The 13,525-nt window shown below is 58.6% G+C and carries 12 protein-coding genes and 1 pseudogene; 6 read left to right on the plus strand and 7 right to left on the minus strand.

The genetic code is table 11. The features are described 5' to 3' along the window. Positions 1–3 precede the first annotated feature (3 nt). The 3 genes from AC3ISI_RS02215 to AC3ISI_RS02225 are packed head-to-tail and all read right to left on the minus strand — an operon-like array spanning position 4 to position 1,770. The gene (locus tag AC3ISI_RS02215) at positions 4–279 is read right to left on the minus strand and encodes a phosphopantetheine-binding protein (RefSeq protein WP_489335278.1); all 276 of its coding nucleotides are present in this window, start codon (positions 277–279) and stop codon (positions 4–6) included. Beyond that, on the minus strand, positions 257–1,069 hold the full coding sequence (locus AC3ISI_RS02220; RefSeq protein ID WP_489335279.1) for a lysophospholipid acyltransferase family protein: 813 nt from the start codon (positions 1,067–1,069) through the stop codon (positions 257–259). The genes AC3ISI_RS02215 and AC3ISI_RS02220 overlap by 23 nt, the downstream gene beginning before the upstream one ends. Then, a complete protein-coding gene (locus tag AC3ISI_RS02225; RefSeq protein ID WP_489335280.1) occupies positions 1,045–1,770 on the minus strand; it encodes a beta-ketoacyl synthase chain length factor in 726 nt (241 codons plus the stop codon). Before AC3ISI_RS02225 ends, AC3ISI_RS02220 begins: the two co-directional genes overlap by 25 nt. A 355-nt stretch (positions 1,771–2,125) precedes the next feature. On the opposite strand from AC3ISI_RS02225, the gene AC3ISI_RS02230 reads away from it, so the two are divergent. Continuing rightward, the gene (locus AC3ISI_RS02230) at positions 2,126–2,896 is read left to right on the plus strand and encodes a ParA family protein (protein WP_489335281.1); all 771 of its coding nucleotides are present in this window, start codon (positions 2,126–2,128) and stop codon (positions 2,894–2,896) included. Positions 2,897–3,027: 131 nt separating this feature from the next. On the opposite strand, the gene trxC is transcribed toward AC3ISI_RS02230, so the two are convergent. Next, entirely contained in the window at positions 3,028–3,462 is a 435-nt protein-coding gene (gene trxC, locus AC3ISI_RS02235) for a thioredoxin TrxC (RefSeq protein ID WP_489335282.1), read from the minus strand. 200 nt (positions 3,463–3,662) lie between these two features. Between trxC and AC3ISI_RS02240 the strand changes: the two genes are divergently transcribed. Continuing rightward, positions 3,663–3,884, plus strand: coding sequence for a hypothetical protein (locus tag AC3ISI_RS02240; protein WP_489335283.1), 222 nt, complete (start codon positions 3,663–3,665; stop codon positions 3,882–3,884). A gap of 13 nt (positions 3,885–3,897) precedes the next feature. On the opposite strand, the gene selO is transcribed toward AC3ISI_RS02240, so the two are convergent. Genes selO through AC3ISI_RS02255 form a run of 3 tightly spaced genes read right to left on the minus strand, consistent with a single transcriptional unit; the run spans position 3,898 to position 10,537 of the window. Continuing rightward, positions 3,898–5,361, minus strand: coding sequence for a protein adenylyltransferase SelO (selO, locus tag AC3ISI_RS02245; RefSeq protein ID WP_489335284.1), 1,464 nt, complete (start codon positions 5,359–5,361; stop codon positions 3,898–3,900). A 48-nt stretch (positions 5,362–5,409) separates the two neighbouring features. Continuing rightward, positions 5,410–8,760 (minus strand): mechanosensitive channel MscK, encoded by a 3,351-nt coding sequence (gene mscK / locus AC3ISI_RS02250; protein ID WP_489335286.1) that lies wholly within the window; start codon positions 8,758–8,760, stop codon positions 5,410–5,412. Positions 8,761–8,794: 34 nt separating this feature from the next. Beyond that, positions 8,795–10,537 (minus strand): potassium/proton antiporter, encoded by a 1,743-nt coding sequence (locus tag AC3ISI_RS02255; protein WP_489335287.1) that lies wholly within the window; start codon positions 10,535–10,537, stop codon positions 8,795–8,797. A 371-nt stretch (positions 10,538–10,908) separates the two neighbouring features. Here AC3ISI_RS02255 and AC3ISI_RS02260 point away from each other — a divergent pair, with 371 nt between their 5' ends. From AC3ISI_RS02260 to AC3ISI_RS02275, 4 genes and pseudogenes are all read left to right on the plus strand, one after another. Next, positions 10,909–11,139 carry a hypothetical protein gene (locus AC3ISI_RS02260; RefSeq protein ID WP_007947124.1) on the plus strand — a complete coding sequence of 77 codons (231 nt, stop codon included), beginning with the start codon at positions 10,909–10,911 and terminating at the stop codon, positions 11,137–11,139. Beyond that, on the plus strand, positions 11,136–11,438 hold the full coding sequence (locus AC3ISI_RS02265; RefSeq protein ID WP_150778964.1) for a cell division protein ZapA: 303 nt from the start codon (positions 11,136–11,138) through the stop codon (positions 11,436–11,438). Before AC3ISI_RS02260 ends, AC3ISI_RS02265 begins: the two co-directional genes overlap by 4 nt. A gap of 146 nt (positions 11,439–11,584) precedes the next feature. Then, positions 11,585–12,628, plus strand: a pseudogene (locus tag AC3ISI_RS02270) (HAMP domain-containing protein); the annotation flags it as partial. A gap of 132 nt (positions 12,629–12,760) precedes the next feature. After that, complete coding sequence (locus AC3ISI_RS02275) at positions 12,761–13,492, plus strand: methyl-accepting chemotaxis protein (RefSeq protein WP_489337613.1); 732 nt, start codon at positions 12,761–12,763, stop codon at positions 13,490–13,492. The last annotated feature ends 33 nt before the right edge of the window (positions 13,493–13,525 follow it).

Consider the following 13,525-nt stretch of genomic DNA (forward strand, 5'->3'; position numbering starts at 1 on the left):
GTCTCAAGCTGCCTGTTTTGCAGTGACGAACGCCGCAAGGCTCGCCACGTTGCTGAAGTGATTGCGGGTGTCTTTGGCGTCGGCATCGATTTTGATGCCGTATTTTTTCTGGATCGCCAGGCCGAGTTCCAGAGCGTCCACTGAATCCAGACCCAGGCCTTCGCCGAACAGCGCCTGATCGTTGTCGATGTCGTCGGCACTGATGTCTTCGAGGCCGAGGGCATCGATGATCAGTTCTTTGATTTCCAGCACCAGGCTATTCGTGTGCAGATCGCTCATCTTCGGCGAGCTCCTTAATAAAGTAAGTATGCAAATAATCATTGAGCTTACGAGAAGCCTGTGGGGGCGGGCCACTCGCGACGAAAGCTTGTGGGTCGATATCGGCTCCGACGCGGAAACTGAAGTGCACGCGGCGTTTCGGGATTCGATACCAGGGCTCGGCCTTGGTCAACGTTGTCGGGCTGACCTTGATGATCACCGGGGTCAGGATTTTCGCACCTCGCAAGGCAATTGCCGCGCCCCCCCGATGAAAGGCCGGCGCTTCGCCAGGCTGTGTGCGTGTGCCTTCGGGGAAGATGATCAAGGTCTGACCGCTCTTCAACGCGTCGGCAGCCCTGTCGAGCATGTCCATGCTGCCGTCGTTGCTGATGTATTCGGTGCGGCGCAGCGGGGCGCGGGTAAAGGGGTTTTCCCAAAGGCTTTGTTTGACGACGCAGTTGGCGTTTCGTACCAGGCCAACCAGAAACACGACATCGATCAGAGAGGGGTGATTGGCGAAGATCATTTGCCCAGGGCGACCAAGCTTTTCCGCACCCTGAATGTCGTACGTCAGAACGCCCGCGCGGGCCATGAACCGGACAAAAAGCCAGAAGCAGCGGCTAACGGTTCGTCGCGCGCGTAGGCGGTGGGTCTGGGTATCACCGGGCAGGCAATTGAGTAACGGGAAAACCACCAGCCGCAGGCACAGGCCGCCCAACCCGAACAGGGTGAAGCTTGCGGCAGTGGCCAGCAGGCGCCAGTAATAGGCGTCGCGGTTTTTTTCGGTTACCGGGTGCGATGCCAGGTCCATACACGATTCTTCCAGGCATGTTGGCAGGTGGTTTGCTGGCCGAGCAGGGTACGCAACAGATTCAGGGCATGGGGCCAGTGGGCGTTGGACAACCTTTGTGTCGTACTGTTCAGGGACAGCTGCCAGTCGGTACCGGGGGTCAGCAACAGAGCGACGGCATAGGGAAACGGCACATCGTCGATCCAGGTCTCGTAGGCGCTGGGCGGCTGTTCTTCGGTGACAATCAGCAGGACGGCCGGTGCGCCTTCCTTCAGCATCGCCGCGGCCTCTAGCATGCCGTGTTCAAACCCGTCGCCGGCTGCGGCCAGGGCCGTCATTTCGCTGGTTTCGCCACGCATGATCGACCAAAGACCAATAACGGCATTGTGCACGGACAGGCTGAAGTGAGTCGGCGACAACGGTAGTTCCGCGGCCAGATCGCTAAGGATTTCGAAGGTGCGTGGGGTTTCGCCATGACGGGAAATAAAGACCAACGGCAGGTCCTGGCGGCCCTCGGCCATGGGCCAGCCGACACTGAATGCCATTCGCGCCAAACGGCTGAGCCGTCGGCGCTGCATGGCCGGCAGAAACGACACGTCGGGGGCGGCATCGCTGCTCGCAAGTACGACCGGCTGTTGGCTCCACGCCTGCCAGTCGTCCACACATTCGAGCCCAGGAGCCCACGCGCGCCATTGGGCGATGTTGAAGTTGATCACAGACATACATCCCCCCCTGCGGGGCTTCCTTGACGCGGCAAGTCGCAAAAATAGCGACAGACCTTACGTGACGCGTAGCGCCGAGTGGCGCGCATTATCCCGGTGCTACCGGTGCGTAGCAAATGTTGGTTACATTTTGCGCAATCAAATGTACCGTTTGGTTCGGTGAAAGCTACCGTTTGGCCATTATCCACAGTGAGCGGGTCATGTCTGTCGGCCTTTGCCTGCATCAATGGATGATATTTCCGTGTTTTCATTGGGAGACTGGAATTGATCGTGTAGTCCTTAGTCTCCGAGGTAGCTAAGCGGTGCCGTGGACCACTACACTCGGTCATTCTTTGATACACGGAGAGGTTTTGACATGCGGCGCGTGGTGTTTAATCAAAAAGGTGGCGTGGGCAAATCCAGTATTGCCTGCAATCTGGCGGCGGTCAGCGCCAGTGAGGGCTATCGCACCCTATTGGTGGATCTCGATGCCCAGGCCAACTCCACTCAATACCTGACAGGCCTCACCGGCAGTGACATTCCGATGGGTATCGCCGATTTCTTCAAGCAAACCCTGTCCTCTGGCCCGTTTTCGAAGAAAAACCAGGTCGACATCTACGAAACACCCTTCGACAACCTGCACGTGGTCACCGCTACCGCCGAGCTGGCCGATTTGCAGCCCAAGCTTGAGGCCAAACACAAGATCAACAAGCTGCGTAAGTTGCTTGAGGAACTCGGGGAAGATTACGACCGGATTTACCTGGATACACCGCCCGCGCTGAACTTCTACGCGGTATCCGCGTTGATTGCCGCGGATCGTGTGTTGATCCCCTTCGATTGCGACAGCTTCTCGCGTCAGGCGTTGTACGGCGTGCTGGCGGAAATCGAAGAACTCAAGGAAGACCACAACGAAGGCCTGGAAGTCGAAGGTATCGTGGTCAACCAGTTCCAGGCCCGCGCGAGCCTGCCCCAGCAGATCCTCGACGAATTGATTGCCGAAGGTCTGCCGGTATTGCCGGTGTATCTGGCCAGTTCAGTGCGCATGCGCGAATCCCACCAGGCCAACACGCCACTGATCCACCTCGACCCACGGCACAAGTTGACCCAGCAATTCGTCGAACTGCACAAACTGCTGGAAAATGCCTGAACCCAGCTAACACCATCGAATCCCTGTGGGAGCGAGCCTGCTCGCGATAGCGGAGTAATAGTCGAAATTGATGTCGACTGACACTCCGCTATCGCGAGCAGGCTCGCTCCCACATTTATTGGTGGTGGTTTTTAAATCCCCTGACTACGCAACCAGCTCATCAGCTGCGGTAACGGGAAAGCCCCGCTCTGGCGCGCCACTTCCCGGCCGTTCTTGAACAGAATCAAACTCGGTATCGAGCGAATCCCCAGTTGTGCCGACAATTGCTGATTGGCCTCGCTGTCCAGTTTCGCCAACCGGCACTTGCCCGCCAACTGACCCGCCGCCTGCTCGAACACCGGCGCAAACGACTTGCACGGCCCACACCAATCCGCCCATACGTCCACCAGCAATGGCAGATCGCCTTTGATCTGACTGGCGTAATCGCCCTGCTTCAATTCGAACGGTTTACTCAGCAAAACCTCGGACTTGCAGCGACCACACTTTGGATGGTCGTTGAGGCGCTCGGCGGGGATGCGGTTGAGGCCGTTGCAGTGGGGGCAGGGAATGAGGAGTGGGTCGGTCATGTTGGCTCTTCAAAGTAGCAATCAATACGGTGGATCTGGAGGCAAAGGTTCCGTTTATCAAGGTGGAAATTTGTAAGAAGTAGCCTTCTGCAACTGGAGAGGCGACCTACAGATCAAGGTGCCTCTGTCTGCTAGATAACGGGCGATTCAACTTTTAGTCTTCATCCATGGATTCCAACAGCGACTAAGGTGGTGAAAAAATGAACGATATCTTCAGGCAAGCAATTGAGCATTGGCCATTCGTATCTTGGCTGTTAAAACGCCCTGAGTCCGAAGCTGAGTACGAACGCTTGGTCGAATCGAGGGGTGAGTTGCTGGAAATGATGGGCAGCGATGAATTTCATTCGCTGGAAGAGCTGGTGTCGATCATAGGCGACCATATCGAAGCCTATGACCGTGAGCACCGATCAATGCCAATCTGAAATTTCGTTGGGCTCAAGACGAGCAACTAATCTCCAAATGTTTGCCCCACTCCGGCGGCCGCTCGGCATAACTCTCCATTCCCGGCTGTTGCTCAAACGGATTGCTCAGCACCGAATGCAGCCGACGCACCTCGGAATAGTCGCCGCTCTCCGCCGCATCGATAGCCTTTTGCGCCAGGTAATTACGCAGGATGTACAGCGGGTTGACCGCGTGCATCCGTGTTCGGCGCTGTTCCTGATCAACCACGCCCTCGCGAGCCACCCGGGCGATGTAAAGCTCGCCCCAGACATCGAAGCCTTTGATGTCGACGAAGTCATCGCGCAATCGGGTGACGGCCTGTTCAGGTGATTCATCCCCAAGTCGGCGGAAGAACAAACTGTAATCGACGCCACTGTTCTGCATCAGTTGCAGCAGCTGTTCCAGCAGTTTCTGGTCACCGTCTTCGGCTGTGGTGAAGCCGAGTCGACGGCGCATCAGGTCCAGGTAATGGGCCTGGTAAAGCGGCAAGTAGAGCCCGAGGGTTTCGCGCAGGGCTTCGACGCTGATGAATGGTGTCAGGGCTTGAGCCAGGGCGCTGAGATTCCACTGGCCGATTGGCACCTGGTTGCTGAAGGAGTAGCGGCCCTGATCGTCGGAGTGGTTGCAGATGAAGTGGGCGTCGAAGTCGTCGAGGAAGGCGAAGGGACCGAAGTCGAAGGTGATGCCGAGGATCGACATGTTGTCGGAGTTCATTACCCCATGGCAGAAACCATAGGCCTGCCACTTGGCGATCAGTTCGGCGTTGCGCTCGACAATTTCACGGAACATCGCCAGATACGGTTCCGGTTGTTCCAGGCATTCGGGGAAGTGCATGGCCAGCACATGTTCGCCGAGTTCTTTCTGCTTCTCGGGACGTTTGGTGTAGTAGAAATATTCGAAATGCCCGAAGCGCACATGGCTGGGTGCCAGACGCAGGACCATGGCCGCGCGTTCCTGCTTCTCGCGCCAAACCGGTGTGTCGGAGCCGATCACGCAGAGTGCGCGGGTGGTCGGGATGTTCAACGCGTGCAGGGCCTCAGAGGCGAGAAATTCGCGGATCGAGGAGCGCAAGACCGCCCGCCCATCACCCATGCGCGAAAAAGGCGTCTGCCCGGCACCCTTGAGGTGCAAGTCCCAGTGTTCACCGGCCTCGTTATAGACCTCGCCCAGCAACAAGCCGCGACCGTCGCCCAGCTGTGGATTGTAGGAACCGAACTGATGCCCGGAATAGACCATCGCCCGAGGCACTGCGTCGGCCCAGAGCTTGTGGCCGCTGAACAGTTCAGCGAACTCCGGGGTTTCGGCTACGGCCGGGTCCAGATCAAGCAGCTTCATGGCCGCCGGGCTGGCCACCACCAGACGCGGGTTATCGATGGGCTCGGGCAGCACATGGGCGGAAAACGTATCGCCCAGGCGGGCAAAACGATTATCGAAGGTCAGTTCGTCGAGGGCTTTCAACGGCCATCTCCAGCAGAATGTCCGAGCATTCTGCTAGGGATAGCGCGGTTAGTCGAGCTTGGCGGCTGGCGGTTCTTGCAGCGGTTTCCCATCGGCCATCGGCACGATGGTTTTACTCTCCGGTTCGATCGGCACCAATTTGTATTCCTGGCCGTGAAGGTTTTTGAGGTAGACCTCCATTTGCCGGAACGAGATGTTGATGTGCTGCTTCTTGAATTCGCGGTTGATGAAGCGGTTGACCTCGTCGAGCACCGGGTTTCGGTCACCAAGGTCGCGCACGTGCATGCGTAACTCGTGGTCGAGGGTGCTTTCGCCGAAGTTCAGGAAGTACACGTGCGGTTCCGGGTCTTTGAGCACACGCGGGTTATCCCGGGCGGCCTTAAGCAGCAGTTCTTTGACCAGGTCCAGGTCCGAGCCGTAATCAACGCCGAGCTTGAGCGTTACCCGGGTGATGGTGTCGGTCAGGGACCAGTTGATCAGTTGCCCGGTAATGAACGTCTTGTTCGGGACAATGATGTCCTTGCGGTCGAAGTCGGTGATGGTTGTGGCGCGGATGCGGATCTTGCTGACCGTGCCCGACAGGTTGCCAATGGTAATGGTGTCGCCGATCCGCACCGGACGTTCGAACAGAATCATGATGCCGGAGATGAAATTCGCAAAAATCTCCTGCATCCCGAAACCCAGACCGACGGAGAGCGCTGCCACCAGCCATTGCAACTTGTCCCAGCTTACGCCGAGTGTGGATAAGGTCGAGACGAAACCGACCCCGGCAATCACGTAAGACAGCAGCGTGGTTGTGGCGTAGGCGCTGCCCTGCGCCAGATTGAGCTTGGACAACACGAACACTTCCAACAGGCCCGGCAAGTTGCGGGCGAGGGCGAAGGTGATGCCGATGATGATCAGCGCGCCCAGCATGTCGCCGATGCTGATCGGCACCATGCTCATGGTTGCGCCCGTGCCGCTGGTGTATTCGTAGAGGGTGATGTTGTCCAGGTACGAGAACACCGAAATCAGATCGGACCAGGCCCAGTACAGTGCGCCCATGAAAGCGCCGAGCAGCGCCAGACGAATCAGGCGCAGGGATTGTTCGTTGACCTTCTCGATGTCCAGCGTCGGTTCTTCGATCACGGCTTCGCCGTCACCGGCCTCTTTCGCCGCCTGACGTTTGGTCAGGGCTCGCTGATACGCCAGCCGGCGGGCCGCAACGCTGAGCCCGCGGACAAAAGTGGCTTCGATCACCAGCCAGAACATCAGCAGGTAAAGGGTATTGATCAGTCGGTCACTGAGCTTGAGCGCGGTGTAGTAATAGCCGAAACACACGGCCACGAACAACGCGATCGGCAGGGCGGTAAACAGGATCCCCACTATTTTGCGGAATAGCGACGTGTTCTCGTGCGTCGGGCTGCGCATCAGCAAGCGGCTGAGCAGCCAGGCCATCAAGGCGTAGCAGGCCAGCACCACCGGCATGCCGAGTACATCATCGGCCAGGGTCGCCGGTTGCAACTCGGCGACGGCGACCACCGCCACCAGCGCCATCACCACCAGGCCTAGTCGACGGATCCAGCCCTGAAGGAATTCGACCTGAGGTTTTTCCCAGCGAAAATGCAGTTCGGCCACGCCACCCGGCGCGAGAATCCGGTAGGCGGTGTAGAACACCAGCCATGCCTGAGCCATTTGCAGCAGCGCGGCGCCCATGTTGGCGTTCTGCCCGCGGGCGTCGATCTGCAAGGCGAGGCCGCATAAGGCCAGGCCCAGCGCGACCGGCATCGCCAGCAAAATATTGACCAGAATAGCCTGCGGCGTGTGCCACTGGCTGTCGCGCTTGAAGTGGCCAATATCCTTGTGAACCTTGTTCAGTTGGGCGTACAGGCTTTTGCGTCGCCACAGCAGGGCGCCGATCAGCAGCACCAGCGGCAGAAACAGCAGCGGCCGTTGAATCAGGCCGTCGCTCAATTCACTCAGGCTGGAGAACCACGGCAAGGTTGTGATCTGGCGCTGCAAGCGTTCCGGTACCGCGCGTATCCATTCCATGTCCAGCGGCTTGTTGCTGGGAATCCAGAACATTTGTTCGTCGAGGGTCGCGCGCAGGCTTTGCGCGGTGCTCAGCAATTGTTTCTGATTGAGTTGCAGGGTGATGGATTCGTTGAGCACGGCGCTCAATTCGCGGTTCAGTCGCTCCAGCAGGTCGGCGCGGGTCGTGGCCAGGTCCAGCAGGCTCTTGCGCAGTTGCGGGGTAACTTGTTCCGGGGGTTGAGTCGACAGCAGGTTGTCGACATAGGTGGCCGGGTTACTCAGCAATTCGCGTTGCTGGCTGACTTCAAACTGATAGAGGCGAATGTCGGCGATTTGGTCCGCCAGGTTGCGGTCGAGCCTTAAACGCGGCAGGGACTGTTTCTGTTTGTAGAGAATCTTGGAGAGCAGCAGGCTGCCCTTGAGCACGTTGATTTGCTCGTCCAGCGCCGAATCGCTCTGGGTGACGTTGTCCAGTTGCTGTTTGGTTTGCAGGTTTTGCTGGGTGACTTCGTTGAGGCGGTCCGTGCTTTTGAGCAGGTAGTCGGAGAGCTTCAGGTTGGCTGCACTTTCGGTAGCCAACAGGCTGCTGCCGCCGGATTTCTGTGCCTCGATGGACTGCTGGGTCACCGTTTCCTGGGACTGGGCCAGGCGTTTCTGGTTGATCAGGGTTTGCAGTTCCTGGATTTCCTGATCCATGCGATCGGATTTTTCCGACAGCAAATCGTGCTGGCTGTTGCCCAGATCCTGCAACTGATTGTTGCCGGCCAGTTCCTGGCGACGCAGCGGAATCAGCGCGTTCAGGGCGGCGAGTTCGGCATTGAGCAAATCGCGCTGTTCGCCGCTCAAGGTTTTGCCGGCATCTTTGCCGGTCTTGAGGATGTTGTTGATTTGTTGAATGCGCGTCTGGCTGGCCGAGATTTCGGCCTGGGCGCGCTCCGGGCGAGTCTGGGCGGTAATCACCAGGGTGTTGGCGTCGGTCAGGGCCCTTTGCAGATCGCTTTGCTGGGTCGAGCGCTCGGTGAGCATTTGCTCAAGTTGCGGGACCGACAGGTTGGCATAGCGTTGCGTCACCGGTTGCACTTTGCTGGCCTTCAGACGCGTCAGTTCACGCTGATTCTCGATGACTTGCTTGGGAGCGGTGGCCAGTTGTTGTTTGACATCGGCCAGTTTCTGCTCGTAGTCGCGCTGGAAACTGAGCTGGGTCAGCGTGTTTTGCAAGATGGCTTGCAGGGCTTTCTGGTCGGCTTCCGGCAGTTTGCGGTCGGCGATCTTGTCCAGGCTCGCCTGCACGGCTTCGCTGGACGGCGGTTCGGCCGCTTGCAGCGTGCCGATGGAGAGGCTCAGGCCTAGCAGGGCCATGATGAAAAAGGTGCGCAGGGTTGACATAGAGACCGATCAAAAACGAAACGAAGAATGGAGTTTAGAGGAAGAGTCCCGGGCCCGGGCGACTTCCTTCGGGGAATCTGACGCCCACTTTGCCGATCTTGTTCCCCTCCATGACCGCGACGGTCCAAATGGTGTTGTTCCACTCCACCTGGTCACCGACAACGGGCGCACCCCCGACTTTCTGAGCGATGAAGTGGCCGAGCGACATGTCCGGATCGATGCCTTCGACTTTCAATCCGTACAGCGCCGCAACCGCGCCCAGCTGGGCGTCTCCTTCGAGCACGAAGTCGCCGAAGAAACGCAGATCCAGACCCCGTTGCGGTGCCTGGCTGAAGAGTTTTCCGAGGGCCGGCAGGTTGTGTTCGTGGCCGATAACACACAGCAAATCATCGACTTCAAGCACCGTACTACCCGACGGATGGAGCAGTTGCTGGCCACGAAACAGTGCGGCGATGCGCGTGCCTTCGGGCATTTTCAGTTCGCGAAGGGGGGAGCCGATGCACCATTTCTCGGCGCCGAGGCGATAAACGAACATTTCCCACTCACTGGTGACGTGCACTTCCAGGGCGGACCGTGAGATCGGCGCGGGGTCAGGTGGCACCGTCACTTTCAGCAGTTTGGCCACCCACGGCAGGCTCGTGCCTTGCACCAACAGCGACACCAGCACAATAAAGAACGCGAGGTTGAAATAGAGCTGAGCGTGGGGCAGGCCGGCCATCAGCGGGAACACCGCCAAAATGATCGGGACCGCGCCGCGCAGGCCGACCCAGGAAATGAACGCTTTTTCGCGGCCATGGAACGCCTTGAACGGCAGCAAACCGACTACTACCGACAACGGCCGTGCAAACAGAATCATCCACAACGCCAGACCCAACGCGGGCAGGGCAATGGGCAGCAGGTCGTGCGGTGTGACCAGCAGACCCAGCACCAGGAACATCCCGATCTGCGCCAGCCAGGCCATGCCGTCGAGCATGTGCAAAATACCGTGCCGACTGCGCACAGGACGGTTGCCGATGACCAGGCCGCACAGATACACCGCAAGGAAGCCACTGCCGTGCAGGGCGTTGGTCAGCGCAAACACCACCAGGCCGCCGGCAATCACCAGAATCGGATAGAGGCCGTTGGCCAGATTGATGCGGTTGACCAGTTGCAGCATGACCCAGCCACCCGCAAGGCCGACAACGGCACCGATACCGAACTCCCGGACGAAGTGCACGAGCAGGCTCCAGTGCAGGCCGGTCTCGCCGCTGGCGAGCATGTCGATCAGGGTCACGGTGAGGAACACCGCCATTGGGTCGTTGCTGCCGGATTCGATTTCGAGGCTGGCGGTGACCCGTTCATTCAGGCCTTTGCCGCCCAGCAGCGAGAATACCGCTGCGGCGTCGGTAGAGCCGACAATCGCGCCAATCAACAAGCCCTGAATGATGCTCAGGTTAAATAGCCAAGCGGCCACCATGCCGGTCAATGCGGTCGTTATTAACACCCCGACCGTGGCCAGCGACAGTGCAGGCCACAGCGCAACGCGGAAACTCGCGACCCGAGTACGCAAACCACCGTCGAGCAGGATCACCGCCAACGCGAGGTTGCCGACCAGATAAGCCGTGGGGTAGTTATCGAAAATAATGCCGCCACCGTCGACACCGGCGGCCATGCCCACGGCCAGGATAATCACCAGAATCGGGATGCCGAGGCGGGACGAAAGTGAGCTCACCAGAATGCTCGCACCTACCAGCAACGCGCCGATCAGAAACAGGCTGTTGATGGTGATTGCATTCAAAGGCGTTACTCCAAAAAAGCTGAAAGGCGGGCACAAACTGACCATGCAGTCTGCGTGCCAGCGATTCTAACCTGTTGAAATGTGATGCTGTCAAAAAGGTTTTTGCAGCGCAGGAGGTGCAGAGCGGTGATCGTTGGGCTACGTCAGGCGCGGGCGCCAGTTGAGTAGCCGAGTCGGAAATCCGTTGCAAGGTGTTGCACTTAGGCCCCCGGCGACGAAGTGAAGGAACCCCATCCGCCAATCACAGTCTTTACTGCTCGCGAGAAAGGTCGCTCGCCAGGAAAATCAGGGCCTTGGGCCTGAATAACCCTGGCGTCCGTGGTGACTTTTCTTTATCGTACGCGCCCTTTGAAAATGCTCGGAAAATCAAAATGTTGGAAGCATCCCTAAGCCAATTGGAACAGCTGGTAAATGACCTGGTGCAACAGAACCAGGCACTGCTCGGCAGCAACCAGACCCTGAGTGCAGAACTGGCTCAGGCCAAGGATGAAAACGAAAGCCTGCAATTGAGCCTGATGGAGCAGGAAGAGAAACAAGGCGCCACTGCCGCACGCATTCAGGCCCTGGTTGAGCGCGTCAGCGCCGGCCCGGTCAGCGCATGAATCAAGGCGCCGCAGGGGTAAAAGTCGTCTCGATCCTGGGGGAGGACTATTCGATCAAGGCGCCGGCCGGGGAAGAGCAAACCCTGCTGGACGCCGCGATGATGTTGAAGGCTGCTTTGGCCGACACCAAAAGAAAGTACCCGACACTGATCGGTGACCGCCTGCTGGTACTGGCCGCGATGAATCTGTGCTCGCAACAGATTGAAATGCAAAAGCAGCACAAGCAGGAACTCGACCGTTACCAAGAGCAAGTCAGCGCCACGGTTGAAGTGATCTCCAAGACGATCAATCAGGCCTGATCGGCTTTGCGCACAACCAAAGAATAAATTGTCGATAGGAGTTGTATACAATCGGCACGGCTGTTGCAGTGTTTCAGCCTCTTATTCTTTGGGGGTGCTCTATGCAGTTTTGGCGACGCAGTATTCAATGGCAGTTAATCCTGAGTATGGGCACCGCCCTGCTGGTCAGTATTCTGATCGTGGTGGGCATTTATACCCTCGTGGTTAACCGTCTCGCCCAGAGCTATCTGGTCGAACAAGCCCTGCCGTCGAGCATCGAAGCGATGCGCAACGACATCGAGCGAATCCTCGTTCAACCCCTTACCGCCGCCAAGGATATCGCCAGCAATAGCATGGTGCGCGACTGGTTGGCCGCGGGTGAAGACAGCGGCCGGACCGCTGAATTTGCGCAATACCTGGAAGGCATTCGCGCCGAGCACAAAGCCTTCACTGCGCTGATTATCGGCATCGCTTCAAATCACTATTTGACCGAAAAAGGCCTGGACCGGACCCTCAGTCGTTCCAGCCCCAAAGACGCCTGGTTCTACTCATTCCTCGACAGCAACCAGTCGCGTACCCTCAATATCGACAATGACACCGCGACTGGAGAATTGGCGCTGTTCATCGACTTCAAAGTCGAGCAGGCTGGTAAAACCGTGGGCGTTGCCGGGCTTGGCCTGAGCATGAAAGAGCTGTCTGCACTGATCCACAATTTCAATTTCGGGGCGCGCGGCAAGGTCTATCTCGTGCGTTCAGACGGTTTGATCCAGGTGCATCCCGAAGCGCAATTCAGCGGCAAACGCACCTTGGCCGAGCAAATCGGTGCCCCGGCGGCGCAAGCGGTCATGGGTCAACTCTCTAACTCCACAGCGTCCGCCACCAACAGCAGCTTTGTAAGAGATGGCGAAGACTTCCTCGCGTTAAGCCTGCCGCTGCGCGATCTCGGCTGGACGCTGGTGGCCGAAGTGCCGCAATCGCAGATTTACGCCGAAGCCCGTCGCGCTATGTGGATGAGCAGCGGCATTGCCCTTGCGGTAGCGCTGGTGTGTCTGATGTTGGTGGTGCTGCTGGCCCGTGGGCTCGTGCGGCCGATTCGTCAGGTAACAGCTGCACTGGTGGCCATCGGTAGCGGCGGTGGAGATTTGACCCATCGGTTAGATTCCAGCCGTGCCGATGAACTGGGTGATCTGGCGCGCGGCTTCAACCGCTTCCTCGACAGTCAGCGCGAGATGATCGGTGAAGTACTGACCACCAGCGAACGCTTGCGCACCGCGGTTGGCCAAGTGGCGAAAGTTGTGGATAACACGGCCCAGCGCTCTGGTCGCCAGCAGGAAATGACTGACATGGTGGCCACTGCTGTTCATGAGATGGGCCTGACCGTGCAGGAAATCGCCCAGAACGCGGGCAACGCGGCGGTCGCGTCGCAGAATGCTCGCGATGAGGCGATGCAGGCGCGTGAAGTGGTGGGCGGGTCGATCCGGAATATCGAAAGCATGTCCGACGAAATAGGTATTGCGGCGGATGCCGTGGGTGAGCTGGCCAATCAGGTGGCGTCGATTGATCAAGTGCTGGCCGTGATTCGCGGAATATCCGAGCAGACCAATTTGCTAGCGCTCAACGCGGCCATCGAAGCAGCGCGGGCCGGGGATATGGGGCGCGGGTTTGCGGTGGTGGCGGATGAAGTGCGCACCTTGGCGCGGCGGACTCAGTCGTCCACCGATGAGATTCAACAGATGATCGGCAGCCTTAAGCAGGGGGCGGAAAATGCCGTGTCATCGATGCACAGCGGTCAAGCGGCGACCGGCACCGGCGTTGAGTCGAGCCAGCGCACCGGGGCGTCGTTGACGGCGATTACCGGGCAGGTGGAACGCATCAGCGACATGAACCATCAGGTGGCGACGGCGACAGAAGAACAGTCGGCGGTGACGGAGGAGATCAATCGCAACGTGCAGGGGATTTCGGATCTGGCGCGCGCGACGGCGGGGGAGGTGAGGGCGTGCCGTGGAGACTGTCAGACGTTGCAGCGGTTGGCAGATGATTTGGCGCGGCAGATGAGCAGTTTCAAACTGAGCTGAAAAATGCGTTGGCAGTGCTGACGCGTTCGCTGG

The organism is Pseudomonas sp. GL_139_B, assembly GCF_057834475.1.